This is a genomic window from Herminiimonas contaminans (genome assembly GCF_015645465.1).
GTDB lineage: Bacteria > Pseudomonadota > Gammaproteobacteria > Burkholderiales > Burkholderiaceae_D > Oxalicibacterium > Oxalicibacterium contaminans.
The window spans coordinates 43,408-62,563 of the sequence record NZ_JADOEL010000006.1; the positions used below are offsets into that span (position 1 = coordinate 43,408).

Sequence of the window (19,156 nt, forward strand, 5' to 3'; positions counted from 1 at the left end):
TGTGGGGATCGCTTTTCTCGGAAAAGGAGAAAGCATGAACACGCAAGTAGCCAGCGCAGCAGATTACATCGTGTTGCGCCCGCCCGAACGTAAGGATGGAGCAGCGCTGCATGATTTGATAGCGCGTTGTCCGCCTCTGGACCTGAACTCCCGCTACGCCTATCTTCTGCTGTGCGAACACCATGCCGCGACATGCGTCGTGGCAGAAGCAGAAGGTCAACTGGTTGGTGCCATCACCGCCTACATTCCACCCGCCAAGCCAGACACGCTGTTTATTTGGCAGGTCGCAGTTGCACCAGACATGCAGGGTCATCAAATTGCCTCCCGCATGCTCGATCAACTGGTAGCACGTTGTGCCGCTACCTACCGGTTTCAAAAAATAGAAACCACCATCAGCCCTAGCAATATCGGCTCACGCAAATTATTCGAAAGCTATGCGCGACGCAACAAGGTCGACATACAGGCAGAGCCTTATCTGGCCGCCAGCGAATTTGGCGCGGGCCAGCACGAAGAAGAATGGCTGTATCAACTTCGTCCGGGTTTGCGCGCGGCTTGACTGCGTTGCGCCGACCATTTCACTCATCCACCATCAGGAGAAACTAGATGCGTATATTCAATCGACTTGAATCAGAAGTTCGCGGCTACATCCGCTCATTCCCTACCGTTTTCGCGAAAGCGCAAAACGCAGTACTGACCGACGAAGGTGGTCGTAGCTACATCGACTTTCTGGCGGGCGCAGGCACGCTGAACTATGGTCACAACAATCCGATCATGAAGCAGGCCGTCATCGATTACCTGTCAGAAGACGGCATCGTGCACGGTCTCGACATGGCGACCAGCGCCAAAAAAACCTTCCTGCAAACCTTCGAGAGCCACGTGCTGCTGCCACGCAAGATGCAGTACAAGGTGCAGTTCACCGGTCCTACCGGTACCAATGCAGTAGAAGCCGCGATCAAGCTGGCGCGTAATGTGACGGGTCGCCAGATGGTGATTTCCTTCACTAACGGTTTCCACGGTGTGTCGCTGGGTTCGCTCGCGCTGACCGGTAACCGCAAATTCCGCGATGCCGCTGGTGTATCGCTGAATGACGTGCATCGCGCGCCATACTCTGGCTACTTCGGCATGAACATCGACACCATTGCGATGCTGGACAAACTCATTGTTGATCCAAGCAGCGGTGTCGATTTGCCTGCGGCCATCATCGTTGAATGTGTACAAGGCGAAGGCGGTTTGAATGTGGCGGGCCTGAACTGGCTGAAGAAGCTGGAACAACTGTGCCAGCGCCATGAAATCCTGCTCATCGTCGATGATATCCAGGCTGGTTGTGGTCGTACCGGCACCTTCTTCAGTTTTGAGCCGGCTGGTATCAAACCAGACATCATCACGCTGTCGAAATCCTTGTCCGGTTTTGGCTTGCCGATGGCAGTCCTACTGATGAAACCGCAGCTGGATGTCTGGAAGCCGGGTCAGCACAACGGCACTTTCCGCGGCAACAATCTGGCTTTCGTGACAGCGACCGCAGCCTTGCAACACTACTGGGGAGATAACCGCTTCCAGATGGCGATCCAAAAGAAAGCGCTGGTCATCGAAGCCTTCCTCGACAAGCTGGTCGACAGCTACCCGGATGCAAAACTTACACGTCGCGGACGCGGCATGATGCAAGGGATTGCCTGTACCGATCCGGCGCTGGCCGATCGCATTACCAGCATCGCCTTCCAGAACGGTTTGATTATCGAAACTTCGGGTGGTGAAGATGAAGTGGTCAAATTGCTGATGCCGCTCACGATCGAACAGGAAACCCTGCTGGCTGGTCTCGACATCCTTGAGCATGCGGTGGCCGAAGCCGTCGATGAAAAAGTCAAAGACAACGTCGAATCGAATAAAGAGGTGACCGCATGATCGTACGCAGACTGAAAGACATACTCGACACCAGCCGTGATGTAAAAGCGAAGACCTGGGCCAGCCGCCGACTGCTCTTGCGTGAAGATGGTATGGGTTTCTCCATGCATCACACCGTCATCTATGCCGGTACGCAAACGCATATCTGGTACCAGCATCACCTGGAAGGCGTGTACTGCGTTGAAGGCGTCGGCTCGGTCGAACTAATTCCTTCGGGTGAAACCTTCCGCATCGAACCAGGCACCTTGTATGCGCTGAATAAAAATGATGAACACTGGCTGCGTGCGGAAACAGATCTGCACTTGATCTGTACTTTCAATCCGCCGCTGGCGGGAACCGAGACGCATGATGAAAACGGCGTCTATCAATTAGTCCCAGAAGAGCCGGTCAGCAATATCGCTGCCGCCAAAACTGAAAAAGTCACAGCAGAAAGTTGAGGAGAAGATGATCATGCTATCGCAAGATGCTTACCCCACACGTACGCAAAACAATGCCGGCATCCTGGCGCGTCAGGATCCGGTGGTGTACGAAGTTGAAAACAAACGCAAGGCGGCACTCGATGCAGCGCAGCGCGCATCGTATGAAAAGAATGGTTTCCTGCTGATGCCGGAATTATTCAATTCCGACGAAGTGGATTTTCTGTTCGATGCGATGCAGGGCATGCGCGAAGAGTTCACCAATGCCGGACGCAAGGAAGTCATAGCAGAACCGGGCAGTGGCGAAGTGCGTTCCATCTTTAACGTGCATCGCCTGAATGACATCTTCGCCAACCTGGTGCGTGATCCGCGCGTGTTGAATGTGGCGCGTGAAATACTGGGCAGCGAAGTGTATATCCATCAGTCGCGCATCAACTACAAGCCGGGTTTTACCGGTAAAGAGTTTTACTGGCATTCGGATTTTGAAACCTGGCATAGCGAAGATGGCATGCCAGCGATGCGTGCGCTGAGTTGTTCCATCCTGTTGACAGATAACAGCGAATGCAATGGCCCGCTGATGCTGATACCGGGTTCGCACCATCACTATGTATCCTGCATGGGCGAGACACCGGATGAGAACTATAAGAAGTCCCTGAAGAAGCAGGAAGTCGGCGTGCCTGATCCTATCTTGTTGCGCTATCTGGCCGATATGGGCGGGATTACTTCGTGCGCAGGCAAGGCAGGTTCGGTGGTCTTCTTCGACTGCAATACCATGCACGGTTCGAATGGCAACATCACACCTTATCCGCGCAGCAATGTCTTCTTCGTCTATAACAGCATCGCCAATCAGCTCGACGAGCCGAAAGGTGGCCTGACGCCGCGCCCGGAATTTGTGGCGGCGCGTGAAGGTATCACTGAACTCAAACCAGAAGCCCTGCAGATCGCCTAAGTGGCATAGCTGGCATCACGAAAAGACCTATGGAAGAAGCTTACCTGCGTTCTTTTGCGCTGTTCTTTGCCTTGTTCAACCCCTTCCTGATGAGTATTTACTTGCTCGACTTGATCAGGGGTTTGCCGACGCCGACTTTTGCGCGGGTGCTGGTGCGCGGCAGCATGATCAGCGCCTGCGTCTTTGTGCTGTTTGCCTGGGGCGGCGAAGCGTTCTTCCGCGATTACTTGCAAGTACGCTTCGCTTCCTTTCAGATCTTCGGCGGTATCGTCTTTTTGCTGATCGGTTTGCGTTATGTGTTTTCGGGTGCGGCAGCGATTGAAAGCCTGCGCGACAATCCCACTGCGATGGCGGGCAGTATTGCCATGCCTATCATGATAGGTCCGGGTACCGTCAGTGCCGCGGTCGTGATCGGCACACGCTTGCCGCTGGCTGGCGCTGCAGTCGTCATCGTCGGTACCCTGATTCTGACCGTCAGCATTTTGGTGGCGATGAAGGTTGCGCATGACAAGCTGAAGGAGCGTCACGCGGCGATGACGGATCGTTATATTGATCTGGTCGGACGTATGTCAGCGCTGCTGATAGGTACCATCGCAATAGACATGATACTGACAGGGCTGCAAAGCACCGGCTTTATGGCTGAATAGCGCAACTATGCTGCATCGCAATATCGGCTGGGTTGGTGCTGCGGTATGCGGATGATCTGCAATGTCAGCGTGCTGTTGCAGGCAAACGACATAAAGCATGGCGGCGGGCTGTCCAAGGTCAATTCTGCTCAAAAAAAATGTGCCGCAGCTTACCTTTTTCACAAGGGCTGTGCCTATACTCAAGCCGAGAGCAGCTTAGCTTTCAACATAGAGCAGCACCAAAAACCAAATCAAAGAAAACATAGAGGAGACACTATGAAATACGTACAACGCGCTGTCGCATTGGCATTTGTTTCGGCATTCCTGGCTGGTTGCGCGTCTACTGCAACAGATACAAAAACAGATGCAAAACCTGCGGCGGCACCCGCTCCTGCAGCTGCAGCACCAGCCGCTGCGGCACCTGCAGCCGCCCCTAGCCCGGCGTTGCAAAAAGCAGTGGAAGCATCGCTGGCTAAAGAAGCTCAGCTGAAAGGCAGCAAAATTGCAGTGGCTGCCACGACAGACGGCGCAGTTACCCTGTCCGGCACAGTGAAAAACGACTGGCAGCAATATCTGGCAGGTGAAACAGCGAAGAAAGCTACCGGCGTCAAATCAGTTAAAAACTCGATCAAAGTACCTGATTGATTGTTACGCATAAAAACAAAAACGCCGGGCATGCCCGGCGTTTTTTATTGTTTGTCGCTAAGGTTGCCGGTGTTCAGACCGGCAAATTCAGCCGGCCTTCTTCTGCCAGCTGGCGGATGATGCGTATCGTATCGATATCGGCTTCCTGGTAAGCGGACCGACGGAATTCATTGTAGAACGCGTCCATATCATCATCGCTGGTACCGGTGTCGTACGCAAAGCGCACAAACAAGGCACCCGGGCTCGGTTCTTCTATCGTAATCAGCAGGCTGGATGCCGGAATGTCTTTCTGTGCCGGCACGTCATAGTGCACCTGTTGCAGTGGCGTCAGGTTGACGCGGTCATGCACCAGCAACTCACCGTAGCGCAGCGTGCGCGCGATCACCTCTTCGCTGCGCGACAAGAGCTTGCATTCATCCAGCCATGGGATGAAGAGCTTGGGCGATTCTGCACGCATGACCAGGCCGCGCCACAGTTGATCGCGCGTTAGCGTATCGATCAGTGGGTTAAGTGGGTCGTTGATTTCTACCAGGTGCTGGAATTGCATAACTAATGGTTTCGTATAGTGTGTAAGACATGGTGCTGTGTTTGTATTGTACTGTGTGTCGCACGATCGCCAAACCTTGATGTGGCGAGGGCGCAGCAGAAGATAGGCAGAGATAAGTACGCTTGTAAGATTTACAGTGCGCCTGCGGCTAGGTACTTATGGTCTAATGCCGATTATCTCTTGCTGAATTTCCATCATGAAACGCACATTCACCGTTATCGGATTGGGAGCCTTTGGCTCTACTGTGGCCCGCGAACTGGCACGCCTGGGCAACGATGTGCTCGGCATCGATCTCGACCCCGGGCATGTCAACGCGATTGCCGATGACATCACGCAGGCAGTGGTGGCCGATGCGCGTAACGAAGATACGCTGCGCGACCTCGGCGTACACGACAGTGATGCGGTAGTCGTCGCCATCGGTGAAGACCTGGAGGCCAATATCCTGGTTACGCTGACCGTCAAGAATATGCCCAAGCCGGAAGTCTGGGCCAAGGCGCTTAACCACAATCATCACCGCATCCTGCACAAGCTGGGCGCCGATCACATCGTGCACCCCGAGCATGAAATGGGGCTGCGCCTGGCGCACGCCATGATGTATCCGGAGGTACTGGACTACATCAGCCTGGGTCATGACTTGTTTACGGTAGAAGTGCGTGCATCAGAAAAGCTGGTTGGACAAACCATAGCGTCGCTGGGTCTGGACGGCCGCGGCGTGCAGATGCTCATGGTCAAACACCAGCGGGAAATCATGACGCCGCCATCGAATGACTACGTTTTCCGCGTCGGCGATCAATTGGTGATGGTCGGTACCCTCGATAATTTGCGTAATCTCTCGCCCTACTTATGAAACGCGGGTTTCGTCCGCCGCTGGTCTATCGCCAGGTAAGACGCCAGGTCTTACACCTGACACCGCCACAAGCCCTGATCTTGTCTTTCGTCGGTTTGTCGCTGGTCGGCACGGTCTTGCTGAAGCTGCCGATGGCGAGCAACAGTCCTACAACCTGGATGCAGGCTTTGTTTACAGCTGTCTCGGCGTCGACAATTACCGGCCTGTCTGTGCTTAACGTCGGCAGCCACTTCACACAATTCGGTTTGTGGGTGCTGCTGGGTCTGATCCAGCTGGGTGGTATAGGTTTGCTGACCTTTGGCGTACTCATCATCCATTTGACCAGTGGTCGTTTGACCCTGCGTGATCGTGTCGCCTTACAGGATTCGCTGAATCAAAGCGGGCGGTTGGATATGCAGGCGCTGCTGCGCGTGCTGTTTGGTTTCATCATCGTGATGGAATTGTCCGGTACCTTGTTGCTGGCGATACAGTGGGTGCCACAACTGGGTTGGTCGCAGGGCTTGTTTTTCAGTTTCTTCCATGCGGTATCCGCTTTTAATAATGCCGGCTTTGGCCTCGAAGCAAATAGCCTGGCAAATTATGTCGGCAATCCGCTGATAAATATCGTTATCACTTTCCTGTTCATTTCGGGCGGCATAGGCTTTGCAGTGATTGCCGACTTGCGCGCCAAGCGGCGCTTCCGCGAACTGGCGCTGCATACCAAGCTGATGCTGGTGGGTACGCTATTCATTAACTTGCTGGCGATGCTGGTCCTGTTTGCGCTGGAATACGGCAATCCGGATACCCTGGGCAGCCTGCATGGACTGGGTACCAAGTTGTGGGCCAGCTGGTTCCAGGCAGTAGCGCCGCGTTCGGCTGGTTTCACGACGATGGATACGTCCATGCTGACGCAGGGCAGTGCCTTCTTCGTGATGACGCTGATGTTCATTGGTGCGGGCAGCGGTTCTACCGGCGGCGGTATCAAACTCACGACATTTATCATCCTGCTGATCGCGACACGGGCTTTCCTGCGCCAGCAACACAATCCGGTGCTCTTCGGTCGCAGCATAGACGCCAGCCTGACCTTGCGCGCACTGGCAATTACCATCATCGCGCTGTTCTTTGTAGTGACCGGCACTTTCCTGTTGACTCTGACCGAGCAGGCCAGCTTCCTCGACCTGGCTTTTGAAGTTGTGTCGGCGGCTTCCACCACCGGTTTGTCGCGTGGCGTGACATCGACTTTATCGTTTAGCGGGCAGTGGGTCGTGATGATCCTGATGCTGGTCGGACGTGTAGGGCCGCTGACCTTGGCTTTTACGCTGGCTAATTCGCGCGGCGCTGGTGTCACCTATCCGGCAGGGCGCGTGAACATTGGTTAAGTTGCCCATTTTGCATGTCAGACGGAAACGCGGTGAATGCCGACGATGACAGTCCGCAGGCTGATACAATGACTGGCTTTCTTTCCCGGTTTACCTGATGTCCAACTCCCCGAATCCAGCCACACACGGTCTTAACGCGCCGCAGCGCGACGCCATCAAGTACATGGACGGCCCATGTCTGGTGCTGGCCGGAGCGGGTTCGGGCAAGACCCGCGTGATCACGACCAAGATCGCCAGCCTGATTGAAGAACACGGCTATGAAGCCAGGAACATTGCCGCGCTGACCTTTACTAACAAGGCCGCGCTGGAAATGCAGGAACGTATCGCCAAACTGCTGAAAGAGCCGAAGCAGGCCAAGCAGTTGACCGTCAGCACCTTCCATTCGCTGGGCGTCAAAATCTTGCGCCAGGAAGCGAAAGAACTGGGCCTGAAAGATCGCTTTTCCATCATGGATAGCGACGACTGTTTCTCGCTGGTACAGGATCTGGCGGTCACGACCGACAAGCAATTGATCCGACGCATACAAACGTCTATGTCCTTATGGAAGAACGGCCTGATCGATCCGGACACCGCGCTGAACCAGGCCAAGGATGAAGACGAGGCACAAGCCGCGCGTATCTACCGCAACTATGTCGCGACCCTGTCCGCTTACCAGGCAGTTGATTTCGATGACCTGATACGCTTGCCGGTGGAGTTATTCCGCCATAATGAAACGGTGCGCGACAAATGGCAGCGGCGTTTGCGCTACCTGCTGGTCGATGAATACCAGGATACGAATACCTGTCAGTACGAACTGGTGAAATTGCTGGTGACAGGCGTCGGCAAGAAGCCGATGTTTACAGCCGTAGGCGACGATGACCAGGCGATTTACGCGTGGCGTGGTGCCACTATAGAAAACCTGAAGCAGCTGCAAGTCGACTTCCCGGATTTGCGCATCATCAAGCTGGAGCAAAACTATCGTTCCAGTACGCGCATCTTGCAGGCCGCTAACTCTGTTATTTCCAATAATCCCAAGCTGTTCGAGAAATCATTGTGGTCCGAGCATGGCCTGGGTGATCCGGTCAAAGTCATGGGTATGCAGGACGACGATCAGGAAGCGGAACAAATCGCGATCATGTTGTCTGCGCATCGTTTCGAGCGGCGTGCCAAGTTTTCCGATTACGCCATCCTGTATCGCGGCAACCACCAGGCACGTGTGATCGAGCAGGCGCTGCGCAAAGAGCGCATTCCCTATACGATTTCCGGCGGACAGAGTTTCTTTGACCGCGCCGAAATCAAAGACATTATCAGTTATCTGCGCCTGATTGCGAACCAGGACGACGATCCCGCGTTCATCCGTGCAGTTACCACGCCTAAGCGCGGTGTCGGGCAATCGACGCTGGAGGCGCTGGGTGCCTTCGCTGGTCAATGGCAATGCTCGCTATTCGAAGCGGTATTCAAGGGCGGCCTGGAATCCAAGCTGGCAGATCGTCAGTTGACGCCTCTGCGCGAGTTCTGCAACTTCATCAATAATCTCGAACGACATGCGCATCGCGAAGGTCATGCAGCGTCTTTGCTTGACGATATGATGAAAGAGATCAATTACGAAGCCTATTTGTACGATAACTTCGATGACCGGCAGGCGCAGTCGCGCTGGCAAAACGTGATCGATTTCACGATGTGGCTGAAAGAAAAAGGCTCCGGTGGCAAGGACGGCAACGATCCTGAAAGAAGCCTGCTCGATCTGACCCAGATGGTGGCATTGATGACCATGCTGGACGGCAAGGATGAAGAACCGGATGCGGTGCGCATGTCCACTTTGCATGCTTCCAAGGGACTGGAGTTTCCGCATGTTTTCCTGGTCGGTGTGGAAGAGGGCATCCTGCCGCACAAGGGTGATCCCGATGCGCCGGTTGATACGCTGGGCGCGCGCATAGAAGAAGAGCGCCGCCTGATGTATGTCGGCATTACACGGGCGCAGCGTTCGCTGCATGTGAGCTGGTGTAAAAAGCGCAAGCGTGCACGTGAGCACGTGCATTGCGATATCTCGCGCTTCATTAAGGAAATGAAACTGGATGAAGGCGATGCCGTCCCGACCGAAGAAGAAGTTATTACGCCGCAGAACCGACTCGCCAACCTGAAGGCCCTGCTGCAAAAGCCGAAGTCAGCTGAAGCCTGATCCTGCCTGCCGACGGATGGCATGGATCATGCTGGCCTTCTGATGCTGATATATCCGTCACTATCAAAGACCTGAGTGAGCTGAACGATGGCAAATCAATCGACTTTCCGTACGATGAAAAAACATGTACGCCACACCGCACGGGTGTCGCGTCATTCCTTCCGCATTGCGATTTTCCTCGGTGGTGCAGCCTGTGTCGCTGTATGTTCGCTGGGCTTTGCATGGTTGGCGGAAGAGATGCTGGGCCTGAATCGCAAGATCACACATGCTTACTGGTGGAGCGCCTTGCTGATGTTGCCGCTGGGCTTTGCGGGCATACGCTGGATGACGATCCGGCTTGCGCCGCAGGCGCGCGGTAGCGGCATCCCGCAAGTGATTGCCGCAATGTCACTGCCGGCTGGCGCCGCGCAAAATAGCCTGGTATCGCCGGTTCAATCAATGTGGAAAGTGGTGTTGACGGCGGCGGGTTTGCTGGTTGGTGCCTCTATCGGACGTGAGGGACCTTCGGTACAGGTCGGAGCGGCTGTGATGCTGGCATGGGGACGGTGGTGGCAGAAGCGTCCGCGCTTTGCTGTCGGTTTTCGTCCGGAAGCCTTGATTGCAGCTGGTGCAGCAGGCGGCCTGGCAGCAGCCTTTAATACACCGTTGGCGGGTGTTGTGTTTGCGATAGAGGAGTTAGGTCGCGGTACAGCTGTGCGTTGGGACCGGCTGGTGATGTCCGCGGTACTGGGTTCTGGTTTCATTGCCTTGTCGGTATTTGGCAATAACTCTTACTTTCATCTCAACGAATCGATACTCGCCCTGAATGCAGCGTGGTGGATCGTCCTGGTATGTGCGTTGGTGAATGGTGTATTGGGAGGTCTGTTCGGCAAGATGTTGCTGGCCGGGCCGGCAGCATGGTTGCCTGCCACCCAGCGCAGCTGGAGTGAGCGTCATCCGGTTTTGTTGGCAGCTGTTTGCGGTTTGCTGGTGGCTTTGCTGGGTATGTTGGCGCAAGGTACAACCTATGGTACTGGCTATGAGCAGGCCGCAGCTTTGCTGAACGGCCATCCGGTCGATAGCATGCTGTTTGGCTTGTCCAAGCTGGGCGCAACCATACTGTCTTATTTCGCCGGTATTCCGGGCGGGATTTTTACGCCTTCATTGGCGATAGGTGCCGGTATCGGCGACAATATCGCTCAATTGTTGCCGGGTGCGGTGGATGGACGGCTGATTGCCTTGTTGTCGATGGCGGCTTTTTTGGCTGCTGCTACGCAAGCACCGATTACTGCCAGTGTGATCGTCATGGAAATGACGCGCAGCCAGGATGTGACATTGCTGTTGCTGGCAACGACGCTGGCGGCCTCGCTGGTGTCCCGGCAATTTTGTCCGCGGCCTTTTTATCATGCAGCTTCACGGAATTTCCGGCGCGAGGCGTTGCACCAACACAGGATGTCGCGCACGACCGAAAGTTGAGTCGTGCCGGACCTTAATCAGGAAGTACACAAGATGAACGAAGATCGCATCGTCGATATCGAGATCAAAATTGCGCGCCAGGAAGACTTGCTCGATTCCCTGAATCAGCTGGTCTATGAGCAGCAAAAGAAAATCGATGAACTGGAAGCGTTATGTGCCGCACTGGCACGTCGCCTGAAGGATGTCGTCAGCGCCGGTAACGAACAAAATGCCGCGAATGAAAGACCGCCGCATTACTAATGCGGTAATCATTATCCCGAATTTATATAGACCGAATCATGAGTACACCAAACGAAGAACAACAGTTGTTGCACGCCAAGCTGAATATGGAAACCTCGCAAATCGGGTGGCAGGAATTGCTACGCTATTTTGCCGGTGGCCTGGTCATCGTGGTTGCCGACGAATTGGATCTGGTCGATGTGGCAGCGCGCTTTGCAGTTGATGATAAGGCGGCGGTCGAGCAATGGCTGAATGCCGGTCAACTGGCCAAGGTCAGTGATGCACAAGCGCATATCTGGCTGGAGGCTGATGCCATGCTGTGGACGGTAGTGGCACGGCCGTGGGTATTGGTACAAGAAAAGAAGCTGGCGTGAACAAGGATCCCTTGCACGGCCTTAGCCTGGAAAAGATTTTGCTGAAGCTGGTGGAGTACTACGGCTGGGAAGAACTGGGGCGTCGCATCGATATCAAGTGCTTCAATATCGATCCGAGCATTAAATCCAGCCTGACTTTCCTACGCAAAACGCCGTGGGCCAGAAGCAAGGTGGAAGAGTTGTTTATACACATGCCCGACTAAAATCGCCGGGCATGCTGGTAGGGCAGGATTACAGTTTCGATTGATGGTGAACCGCGACGAACAAGGTCGCCAGTGTCGACAACACGGCTTCAAAGTGCGCTTGCGGTTCGGTGTTGTCCCAGATGTAATGCACCATGACTGCTTCAAATTCCTTGCTGCGCTTTTTCGCGGTGACCGAGTGCGCGCGGGTAATCGCTTTCAGGAACTGGCGGCGCATATTTGGCAAGACCGGAATATGTTCGCTGTCATCGAGGAATTCAAAGCCGCCCGGCAAAGGGCCGCCTTTCATCTGGAACTCAAGACGTTCAAATACTGCCGGTGGCAGGTTCTTTACTAATTCACACGCGCTTTCATTGAGCTTGAGCACCATGCTGAAGCCAGCCGGGTAAATCACATCCGAATCATCGCGCTCCGACAGGAACACCGCCAGGCGCAACGAGTACTCGGCCTGATACGCGTCGTCATACGAGCTCTTCAGGCTGGTGCGGGTCGCTGGCCAGAAAATCAGTGTGCCCGGTGTGCTTTCATCATCCGGGTCCGGAAAAAATTCCAGTGAAATGTCATCGGCGGAATCACCGGCGACGGACAGCATTTTCAATACGGGTGCAGCAAGGTCGCCCAGGATCGATGCTGCAATCGCGCCGGTGGCGGCGATATCGGCATTGGTCAGGTCTTCTACGATGTAGCCATTCAATGGCTTGAGTAATGCATTTGGGTCGAGCATGGGCGGGGCAGTCATTCTTAAAATTGATGTTATTTGCCCGCGCATTTTGTCCGCGGGCAAGCGTCGTTGCAATATAACTTAAAACCCGAAGGGTACGAAGTGGAAATGTAAGCCAGGCGCTTATTTGTGAGGAACGGATGAATCTGTTTAAATGGCCGCACGCAGTCGGTCGTGGCCGACATTCATTTCCGCAATCAAGCAAGGACGCATTATGTATACATGGCTACTGCCTGCGGTGAAAGCCGTATTGCCACATGTGGGTACGATTATCTCTGCCGCCCTACCGGTGTTTCAAAGCCGCAAGATCGATGAAAACGCGGCCACGCAAGAAGCATTATTGCAAAGGCAGATTAGCGAATTGCAGGAAGTCGCCTCGCATAACGCCGTGCATATCAAGGAGCTGGCCGAGCAATTGAAGCAGATGGTGGTGACGCTGGAACAAGGCGTCATCGCCAATGAACGCCGTTATCGGCGGCTAACGGCAATGTCGGTTATTGCGACCTTGTTGTCGCTTGTGGCAATCGCATTGTGGTGGTCGGGAGCCCGCTAAAAAGTTACTGCGGGGCATGATGTTCATTTAAAAGCTGAACTTTTCGACAATATGGTGGGTCAGTAATAAAGCGTGTGATGCCTGTCAGTGGACAGGCAGCATGAATTGCCGGACGGATACATCGTCTGGTTTCTTATTATTGAACAAAGGACTTGCCATGACAAAATTAAGCACCATACTCGCCGGCACCGCCGTCGCCATGTTTGCCCAGATCGCAGCGGCGCAGGCTCCAATGTCGCAATCACAGGCTGTAGTGCCACCGAATGATCCCGCTTACATCGATCAGTCACGCCTGAACTATACGCAGGATCCGTATGTAAAAGCGCGTATCGCACGTGGCCAGGCGAATGCAGAATATCGCGCTGAACGTAAAGAGGCGCGCACCGAATACAAGCAGGAAGTCGGCGCGGCGCGTGCTGAACGACGCGAAGCTGTCAAGGACGCGAATAGCACACGGGCAGCTGAAATCAGAAATGAACCTATGAAATAAAAGACGGGCTTGCCTGTGCGCCGCGAGTATGCGGCGCACAGGTTTGCCATCCTGTCTGCAGCTAACGTTACAGCTGCAACCATTCCTTCCTGTGTACTGACGATATAAATTCAAATCGTCCCATCAAGCTTGACCGGCATCGGTAAAATATCGTTTTACCTGAACCCGGTCAGTCGAAATCGCGCGTAAGCGTATTACGCGAGGTTTTATTCCCCACAGTATGTCTGCCTCCCTTCCTCCACCCGTTGAGTCGCCGCGCGCTCGTCGCATTGCGCATCTTGATATGGATGCCTTTTATGCGTCGGTTGAATTGCTGCGCTATCCGGAATTGCGTGGCCAGCCTGTCGTGATCGGCGGGATGTCAGTGCATGCGCCGGTGACGCAGGAAGACGGTAGTCGGCAGTATGCAAGGTTACGAGACTACGTCGGACGCGGGGTCGTGACGACTTCGACCTATGAAGCGCGGGCGCTGGGTGTGTTCTCCGCGATGGGTATCATGAAGGCAGCCAAGCTCGCCCCCGATGCTATCCTGCTGCCAGTGGACTTTGATGCTTACCGTCACTACTCACGCTTATTCAAACAGGCAGTCGCCGACATCGCGCCGCACATAGAAAATCGCGGCATCGATGAAATCTATATCGACCTCAGTGAACACGCTGAAGAAACATTGGCACTGGCGACGCGTATCAAGACGGCAGTCCAGCAAGCCACCGGTTTGTCATGTTCGATAGGCATCGCACCGAATAAACTGCTGGCGAAGATATGCTCAGACCTGGAAAAACCAAATGGCCTGACCATACTGACGCAGGCGGATATCGTAACGCGTATCTGGCCGCTACCTGCGCGCAAGATCAATGGCATCGGTCCACGCGCGGCAGAAAAATTGACGGCACTCGGCTTGAATACCATAGAGGAATTGGCCGCTGCAGATGCCGCCGTCCTGCATGAGCATTTCGGCCGCTCTTATGCAGACTGGCTGGGACGGGTTGCACAGGGCATCGATGAACGCCCGGTGGTTACTTACTCCGAACCCAAGTCGGTCAGTCGTGAGACCACCTTTGAAAGTAATCTGCATGCGAAGCGTGATCGTGAAGCATTGAGTGGCATCTTTACCCGCTTGTGCGAACGCGTAGCCGGGGACTTGCAGCGCAAGGGTTTTGTTGGTCGCACGGTCGGTATCAAGCTACGTTTTACCGACTTCAGGATAGTCACCCGCGACCTGACTCTGCCGACCTATACCGATGATGCTGTCGCGATCCGGCAGGCGGCAGGGGAATGCCTCAAGCGCATTCCGCTGGATCAGCCTTTCCGCCTGTTGGGCGTGCGTATCGGCACATTGGCCAAGAAGGGCGCGGAGCCAGTTGGTGGGCCCGTGGTCATGCAGGGTGAGTTATTCCGCGAGTCTGCGGATTCCAAATAAATCTTGATAGGACATGCGCAGTGATCCTGCGCATGCTTATTTGGCAGGATTGGAACGGTAGAACTGCACGCCAAATGAAATCTTGTCGCGGCCGTTATCACGGCGATGGCGGTTGGTGTCGCGCAGCGAATAGACGCAGCCGCAGTATTCCTGCTGGTAAAAATCCTCGCGCTTGGAGATCTCGATCATGCGGGCCGAGCCGCCTTTTTTGCGCCAGTTATATTCCCAGTACAGCATGTCCGGATATTTGGCTGCAGCCCGTACACCGCAATCATTGATTTGGTTCATGTCTTTCCAGCGTGAGATACCGAGTGAGCTGGAGATGACCGGAAAGCCGTGTTCATGCGCATACAGCGCCGTGCGTTCGAAGCGCATGTCGAAACACATCGTGCAGCGCTCGCCGCGCTCAGGGGCATCTTCCATGCCCTTGGCACGTGCAAACCAGTTATCTGTGTCGTAATCTGCGTCGATGAATTCGATGCCGTGTTTTTCCGCAAACCGGATGTTTTCTTCCTTGCGTAGTAGATATTCTTTTTCCGGATGGATGTTCGGGTTGTAAAAGAAAATCGCGTACTCGATACCGCTCGCCAGCATCGCTTCCATCACTTCGCCCGAGCAGGGTGCGCAGCAGGAATGCAGCAGGACCTTGCCGGGTTTGCTCGGCAGGGGAATCGGTTCGCGTTTGAAATCAGGCGTGGAATCGGTCATCTTGGTTCTCGCATAGTCCCTGCTGCGGTCACTGTATTGGTTACTACATTGTCGTACCGAGGTGCCAAAAGGCAAGGAAGGCGGGCTATTAATTTGTTGAGGTCGCTATGGTAGCAGAAGCTGCCAGATCTGAATCTGGAGCCTTGATCTGCAATGCGTGGCAAATATGTAACGCAGCACGCCAAAAAATGCGCAAATTTATATTAATGAGAATTATTACGTTTTAGAATGGCCGGGATTTTTCTTAATTTCATCTGCGCCAGCCAGCCTATCGTCAGCCAGTGCCTTTAAAAGGAACAACTGTGCTGCATCAATCTACCATCGCCTTGGCGGTAAGCCTGGCTTGGGCTGCGCCGCTTACGCTCGCTTTTGCCCAACAAAATGACCCCGCCGCCCCGGCTGCTGTGACGACTACCCTGCCCGAGGTGAAGGTGACCGCCAGCGATGACGCCAGCAGTGAGCTTACGCATTCTTATGCCGTGCATGCGGTGACGGTGGGCTCCAAGATCCCGCAAACACTGCGGGAAACCCCGCAATCGATCAGTGTTGTCACGCGTCAACGCATGGATGACCAGAACGTCACCAAAATCGAAGACGTCCTCAAACAAACCACCGGTGTCAATGTGACGCGTCTGGATGGTGCAGGTAACTTCAACTCGATTCAGGCTCGTGGTTTTGATATTGGCACTATCCAGCTGGATGGCCTGGCCATCAGCCAGGGAGCCAACTATTCGACCGCACTTGATACTGCGATTTATGACCGGATAGAAGTATTGCGTGGCCCGGCAGGCTTGTTGCAGGGGGCGGGCGAGCCGGGTGGCACCATTAACCTGGTGAGGAAGCGGGCCCGTGCTGACTTTGCTGGCAGCGTAGGTGTCATGCTGGGTTCCTGGGATACGCGCCGTGCAGAATTTGACCTGACCAGCAAGCTGGATGAAGCCGGGCGGATCAGGGCGCGGGTCGTCGGTCTGGTTGATGACCGGGAAAGCTTCGTCAACACCCTCGAAAGCAAAAAGAAGCTCGGCTACGGTACGGTGGAAATAGATCTGACTTCAAGGACCACTTTATCGGTGGGCCTGGCGCATCAAACGGTTGATGCTGTGATCGATCAAGGTTTACCGGCGCTGGCAAACTACACATTGCCGAATGTCTCCCGCTCTACCCTCATCGGCAGCAAGAACAATGTGCAGGATCTGCAAACGGATGACATGTTTGCTGAACTTGAGCATAAGTTCGACGACGGTGGTTTGTTCAAATTTGCAGCGCGCCAGATCGATCGCGCAATGCTATACAAGGTGCTAAGAGCGAACGGATTGGCCAGCGTTACTACTGGAGATGTTCTTTATCAAACGGTCGGTTTCCAGCAGGAAGCACGGAACGTCAATCTTGATGCTTACTATGCAGGGCCGTTTCAATTAGGTGGTCGTACGCACAAAGTGTTGCTGGGCGTAAATCGCAGCACGGAAGAATCAAAGAACAGGCAAGCTGCGGGTGTCACGGGTACGATGAATATCTATCACCCGAACAATAATATTTCCTATCCAGCGCTGAATTTTGGGGATTACAACGCGGGCAGCAAACAAACACAGACCGGCCTTTACGGACAGGTGCAGCTCAAGCCCCTGGATCGCTGGACTTTCCTGTTAGGCGGGCGTTTAGGACGTTGGGAAACGGAGTCGAGAAATCCGACTACAGGTGTAGTCAGTTCGACTTCCAAGCCTGGTACGCAGTTCACACCATTGACGAGTGTGATCTATACCTTGAGCGACAATTCCTCATTGTATGCCAGTTACGCAGAAACCTTTGTCGGTCAGACAGCAATAGATAAGAATGGCAAGTTGCTGGATCCGCGCACAGGTTCGCAGATTGAGTTTGGTATAAAAAGTGAATGGCTCGACAAGCGCGTCAATACCAGCTTCGCGTTGTTCCGGATTATCGATAAAGACCGGGCCATCGATGACACGAGCACACCAAGCCTGACCGACTCCATTGCCGGCGGCAAAGTGCGGAGCCAGGGCCTGGAAGCGGAGGTCAGTGGTCAACTTGCAGCGGGCTGGGAATTGATCGCAGGTTATGCCTATACCTCGGCTAAATACCTGCAAGCGCCGATAGCGTCTGTGGGGCAGGCATTTTCACCGATCACGCCGCGACATAGTTTCAATCTGTGGTCCAAGCATAGCTGGCGTGACGGCGCCTTCAATCGCTGGAGTCTGGCAGGTGGTTTGAAAGTAGTGAGTGATTTTGCTTCAGGAATTGGTGCGACGCGTGTAGTGGGAGATGGCTACGCGACGGTGAGCGGACAGGTGGGCTACCAGATCGACAGTACAACGACTGCCAGCCTGACGGTCACCAATTTGTTTGATAAGAAATACTATGAAAAAGTCAGTAACTTCGGACGTCAGAATTTCTATGGTGAGCCGCGCGCGGTCATGTTGGCAGTGAAAAAAATATTTTGATATCGCTGTAAAAGCTAAAAAAGAAAATGCTCGCTTGTGCGGGCATTTTCTTTATCCGGCGGGGTGGAGGGGACTCGCCTACGTTCCGCAGACCGCCGATTTGCTTGCAAGCAAATCGCTTCGACTCCCGTTATGAGCCGCGCAGGGGGCTCATTCCATCCGCAATGCGTCGGCTACGCCGAAATAGGAAGAGGAAACAAAAATGCCCGCTTGCGCGGGCATTTTCTTTTTCTGGCGGAGTGGACGGGACTCGAACCCGCGACCCCCGGCGTGACAGGCCGGTATTCTAACCAACTGAACTACCACTCCAACTACTAAACTGCTTCAGGCTCTTTGTTTGACTGATGGTGGGTGCTGACGGGGTCGAACCGCCGACCTACGCCTTGTAAGGGCGCCGCTCTACCAACTGAGCTAAGCACCCGCGTACGTATGCTCAGCCAAACTTGTGTTGACGTCTACCAACACACCTGAAGGGGGCGAAGTATAGAGCATATTAAAAAATTTGTCACCACTGTTTGCAGAATCTTTTTTTGAAATGCGTATTTTCATTGCGAAAAAAGCCATCTTTCAGCGCCTGGTGGCGCCAAGCGAGTTTGCCCCGGGCAACCTATAATGGGCACCTTCCTCCCGTTATTTCCGAGTACCTGTTATCAATACTTTATTCCGCCGCATAATTCACGCAGTCCTGTTTGAATTTTTCGCCCTCATTATCCTGGTGCCGCTGATGTCCTATGGCTTCGGCATGGATATGCTGCACTTCGGCGCATTGGCCGTGATGCTGGCGCTCAGTGCGATGGCCAGCAATATGATTTACAACCATATCTACGAGGCTTTTGAGCACCGCTATGGCTGGCGCCGCACGGTTCGTATGCGTGTTTGCCATACCATTGGCTTTGAAGCCTTCTTTATGTCTATCGCCTTGCCGCTGACGGCATGGTGGCTGGCAATTTCCCTGTGGGATGCGCTGACGCTGGATTTGATTTTCTCGGCCTTTTTTATGCTGTACGCGTTTTGTTTTAACTGGGTGTACGACATTATTCGCTACCGCCTGGGTCAGGCGCGTAGCGTCAGCAAGTAAGCACCTTGCCGGGGTGCGCGACCCCGGCATGTGT

21 protein-coding genes and 2 tRNA genes are annotated in these 19,156 nt (G+C 54.2%); 18 read left to right on the forward strand and 5 right to left on the reverse strand.

Annotated elements, in window-relative coordinates; all coding sequences use genetic code 11:
- Positions 1 to 34 precede the first annotated feature (34 nt).
- The 6 genes from ectA to IXC47_RS09395 all read left to right on the forward strand — a co-directional run bounded on the left by ectA (position 35) and on the right by IXC47_RS09395 (position 4,535).
- The gene (ectA, locus tag IXC47_RS09370) at positions 35 to 556 is read left to right on the forward strand and encodes a diaminobutyrate acetyltransferase (protein WP_195875445.1); all 522 of its coding nucleotides are present in this window, start codon (positions 35 to 37) and stop codon (positions 554 to 556) included.
- A gap of 47 nt (positions 557 to 603) precedes the next feature.
- The gene (ectB, locus tag IXC47_RS09375; protein ID WP_195875446.1) at positions 604 to 1,899 is read left to right on the forward strand and encodes a diaminobutyrate--2-oxoglutarate transaminase; all 1,296 of its coding nucleotides are present in this window, start codon (positions 604 to 606) and stop codon (positions 1,897 to 1,899) included.
- A complete protein-coding gene (locus IXC47_RS09380; protein ID WP_175624491.1) occupies positions 1,896 to 2,336 on the forward strand; it encodes an ectoine synthase in 441 nt (146 codons plus the stop codon). Before ectB ends, IXC47_RS09380 begins: the two co-directional genes overlap by 4 nt.
- Before the next feature lie 7 nt (positions 2,337 to 2,343).
- Positions 2,344 to 3,264, forward strand: coding sequence for an ectoine hydroxylase (gene thpD, locus IXC47_RS09385; protein WP_230089480.1), 921 nt, complete (start codon positions 2,344 to 2,346; stop codon positions 3,262 to 3,264).
- Between the two features lie 29 nt (positions 3,265 to 3,293).
- The gene (locus IXC47_RS09390; protein ID WP_195875448.1) at positions 3,294 to 3,911 is read left to right on the forward strand and encodes a MarC family protein; all 618 of its coding nucleotides are present in this window, start codon (positions 3,294 to 3,296) and stop codon (positions 3,909 to 3,911) included.
- A gap of 255 nt (positions 3,912 to 4,166) precedes the next feature.
- Positions 4,167 to 4,535 carry a BON domain-containing protein gene (locus IXC47_RS09395; protein ID WP_195875449.1) on the forward strand — a complete coding sequence of 123 codons (369 nt, stop codon included), beginning with the start codon at positions 4,167 to 4,169 and terminating at the stop codon, positions 4,533 to 4,535.
- A gap of 73 nt (positions 4,536 to 4,608) precedes the next feature.
- On the opposite strand, the gene IXC47_RS09400 is transcribed toward IXC47_RS09395, so the two are convergent.
- The gene (locus IXC47_RS09400) at positions 4,609 to 5,082 is read right to left on the reverse strand and encodes an SRPBCC family protein (RefSeq protein WP_195875450.1); all 474 of its coding nucleotides are present in this window, start codon (positions 5,080 to 5,082) and stop codon (positions 4,609 to 4,611) included.
- Positions 5,083 to 5,278: 196 nt separating this feature from the next.
- Between IXC47_RS09400 and IXC47_RS09405 the strand changes: the two genes are divergently transcribed.
- The 7 genes from IXC47_RS09405 to IXC47_RS09435 all read left to right on the forward strand — a co-directional run bounded on the left by IXC47_RS09405 (position 5,279) and on the right by IXC47_RS09435 (position 11,696).
- Positions 5,279 to 5,929 carry a potassium channel family protein gene (locus IXC47_RS09405; protein ID WP_195875451.1) on the forward strand — a complete coding sequence of 217 codons (651 nt, stop codon included), beginning with the start codon at positions 5,279 to 5,281 and terminating at the stop codon, positions 5,927 to 5,929.
- Positions 5,926 to 7,287: a TrkH family potassium uptake protein gene (locus IXC47_RS09410; RefSeq protein WP_230089481.1), complete on the forward strand. Its 1,362-nt coding sequence runs from the start codon at positions 5,926 to 5,928 to the stop codon at positions 7,285 to 7,287. The genes IXC47_RS09405 and IXC47_RS09410 overlap by 4 nt, the downstream gene beginning before the upstream one ends.
- A gap of 97 nt (positions 7,288 to 7,384) precedes the next feature.
- Positions 7,385 to 9,445 carry a UvrD-helicase domain-containing protein gene (locus IXC47_RS09415; protein ID WP_195875452.1) on the forward strand — a complete coding sequence of 687 codons (2,061 nt, stop codon included), beginning with the start codon at positions 7,385 to 7,387 and terminating at the stop codon, positions 9,443 to 9,445.
- A gap of 87 nt (positions 9,446 to 9,532) precedes the next feature.
- Entirely contained in the window at positions 9,533 to 10,900 is a 1,368-nt protein-coding gene (locus tag IXC47_RS09420) for a chloride channel protein (protein WP_195875453.1), read from the forward strand.
- Positions 10,901 to 10,933: 33 nt separating this feature from the next.
- Complete coding sequence (locus tag IXC47_RS09425; protein WP_195875454.1) at positions 10,934 to 11,140, forward strand: SlyX family protein; 207 nt, start codon at positions 10,934 to 10,936, stop codon at positions 11,138 to 11,140.
- Between the two features lie 38 nt (positions 11,141 to 11,178).
- A complete protein-coding gene (locus tag IXC47_RS09430) occupies positions 11,179 to 11,493 on the forward strand; it encodes a DUF2288 domain-containing protein (RefSeq protein ID WP_195875455.1) in 315 nt (104 codons plus the stop codon).
- Entirely contained in the window at positions 11,490 to 11,696 is a 207-nt protein-coding gene (locus tag IXC47_RS09435; RefSeq protein ID WP_195875456.1) for a VF530 family protein, read from the forward strand. The genes IXC47_RS09430 and IXC47_RS09435 overlap by 4 nt, the downstream gene beginning before the upstream one ends.
- Before the next feature lie 28 nt (positions 11,697 to 11,724).
- On the opposite strand, the gene IXC47_RS09440 is transcribed toward IXC47_RS09435, so the two are convergent.
- Positions 11,725 to 12,435: a hypothetical protein gene (locus IXC47_RS09440; protein WP_195875457.1), complete on the reverse strand. Its 711-nt coding sequence runs from the start codon at positions 12,433 to 12,435 to the stop codon at positions 11,725 to 11,727.
- A gap of 196 nt (positions 12,436 to 12,631) precedes the next feature.
- On the opposite strand from IXC47_RS09440, the gene IXC47_RS09445 reads away from it, so the two are divergent.
- The 3 genes from IXC47_RS09445 to dinB all read left to right on the forward strand — a co-directional run bounded on the left by IXC47_RS09445 (position 12,632) and on the right by dinB (position 14,880).
- Complete coding sequence (locus IXC47_RS09445) at positions 12,632 to 12,970, forward strand: hypothetical protein (RefSeq protein ID WP_195875458.1); 339 nt, start codon at positions 12,632 to 12,634, stop codon at positions 12,968 to 12,970.
- Positions 12,971 to 13,127: 157 nt separating this feature from the next.
- Positions 13,128 to 13,460, forward strand: coding sequence for a hypothetical protein (locus tag IXC47_RS09450; protein ID WP_195875459.1), 333 nt, complete (start codon positions 13,128 to 13,130; stop codon positions 13,458 to 13,460).
- Between the two features lie 220 nt (positions 13,461 to 13,680).
- Positions 13,681 to 14,880, forward strand: coding sequence for a DNA polymerase IV (dinB, locus tag IXC47_RS09455; protein ID WP_195875460.1), 1,200 nt, complete (start codon positions 13,681 to 13,683; stop codon positions 14,878 to 14,880).
- A 36-nt stretch (positions 14,881 to 14,916) separates the two neighbouring features.
- On the opposite strand, the gene IXC47_RS09460 is transcribed toward dinB, so the two are convergent.
- The gene (locus IXC47_RS09460; protein WP_195875461.1) at positions 14,917 to 15,588 is read right to left on the reverse strand and encodes an epoxyqueuosine reductase QueH; all 672 of its coding nucleotides are present in this window, start codon (positions 15,586 to 15,588) and stop codon (positions 14,917 to 14,919) included.
- Positions 15,589 to 15,890: 302 nt separating this feature from the next.
- Here IXC47_RS09460 and IXC47_RS09465 point away from each other — a divergent pair, with 302 nt between their 5' ends.
- Entirely contained in the window at positions 15,891 to 18,044 is a 2,154-nt protein-coding gene (locus tag IXC47_RS09465; RefSeq protein WP_195875462.1) for a TonB-dependent siderophore receptor, read from the forward strand.
- A gap of 232 nt (positions 18,045 to 18,276) precedes the next feature.
- Here IXC47_RS09465 and IXC47_RS09470 read toward each other — a convergent pair.
- Both IXC47_RS09470 and IXC47_RS09475 read right to left on the reverse strand, forming a co-directional pair.
- Positions 18,277 to 18,353 (reverse strand) — tRNA-Asp (locus IXC47_RS09470).
- Between the two features lie 36 nt (positions 18,354 to 18,389).
- A tRNA-Val gene (locus tag IXC47_RS09475) sits at positions 18,390 to 18,465 on the reverse strand.
- 228 nt (positions 18,466 to 18,693) lie between these two features.
- On the opposite strand from IXC47_RS09475, the gene IXC47_RS09480 reads away from it, so the two are divergent.
- Positions 18,694 to 19,122, forward strand: coding sequence for a PACE efflux transporter (locus IXC47_RS09480; protein WP_195875553.1), 429 nt, complete (start codon positions 18,694 to 18,696; stop codon positions 19,120 to 19,122).
- Positions 19,123 to 19,156 lie beyond the last annotated feature (34 nt).

Coding starts and splice junctions, on each gene's coding strand:
- ectB (WP_195875446.1), top strand. CDS start 604: ATGCGTATATTCAATCGACTTGAATCAGAAGTTCGCGGCTACATCCGC.
- IXC47_RS09425 (WP_195875454.1), top strand. CDS start 10,934: ATGAACGAAGATCGCATCGTCGATATCGAGATCAAAATTGCGCGCCAG.
- IXC47_RS09395 (WP_195875449.1), top strand. CDS start 4,167: ATGAAATACGTACAACGCGCTGTCGCATTGGCATTTGTTTCGGCATTC.
- IXC47_RS09410 (WP_230089481.1), top strand. CDS start 5,926: ATGAAACGCGGGTTTCGTCCGCCGCTGGTCTATCGCCAGGTAAGACGC.
- thpD (WP_230089480.1), top strand. CDS start 2,344: ATGATCATGCTATCGCAAGATGCTTACCCCACACGTACGCAAAACAAT.
- IXC47_RS09430 (WP_195875455.1), top strand. CDS start 11,179: ATGAGTACACCAAACGAAGAACAACAGTTGTTGCACGCCAAGCTGAAT.
- IXC47_RS09440 (WP_195875457.1), bottom strand. CDS start 12,435: ATGACTGCCCCGCCCATGCTCGACCCAAATGCATTACTCAAGCCATTG.
- IXC47_RS09380 (WP_175624491.1), top strand. CDS start 1,896: ATGATCGTACGCAGACTGAAAGACATACTCGACACCAGCCGTGATGTA.
- IXC47_RS09420 (WP_195875453.1), top strand. CDS start 9,533: ATGGCAAATCAATCGACTTTCCGTACGATGAAAAAACATGTACGCCAC.
- IXC47_RS09390 (WP_195875448.1), top strand. CDS start 3,294: ATGGAAGAAGCTTACCTGCGTTCTTTTGCGCTGTTCTTTGCCTTGTTC.
- IXC47_RS09445 (WP_195875458.1), top strand. CDS start 12,632: ATGTATACATGGCTACTGCCTGCGGTGAAAGCCGTATTGCCACATGTG.
- IXC47_RS09460 (WP_195875461.1), bottom strand. CDS start 15,588: ATGACCGATTCCACGCCTGATTTCAAACGCGAACCGATTCCCCTGCCG.
- IXC47_RS09400 (WP_195875450.1), bottom strand. CDS start 5,082: ATGCAATTCCAGCACCTGGTAGAAATCAACGACCCACTTAACCCACTG.
- IXC47_RS09415 (WP_195875452.1), top strand. CDS start 7,385: ATGTCCAACTCCCCGAATCCAGCCACACACGGTCTTAACGCGCCGCAG.
- IXC47_RS09450 (WP_195875459.1), top strand. CDS start 13,128: ATGACAAAATTAAGCACCATACTCGCCGGCACCGCCGTCGCCATGTTT.
- dinB (WP_195875460.1), top strand. CDS start 13,681: ATGTCTGCCTCCCTTCCTCCACCCGTTGAGTCGCCGCGCGCTCGTCGC.
- IXC47_RS09405 (WP_195875451.1), top strand. CDS start 5,279: ATGAAACGCACATTCACCGTTATCGGATTGGGAGCCTTTGGCTCTACT.
- ectA (WP_195875445.1), top strand. CDS start 35: ATGAACACGCAAGTAGCCAGCGCAGCAGATTACATCGTGTTGCGCCCG.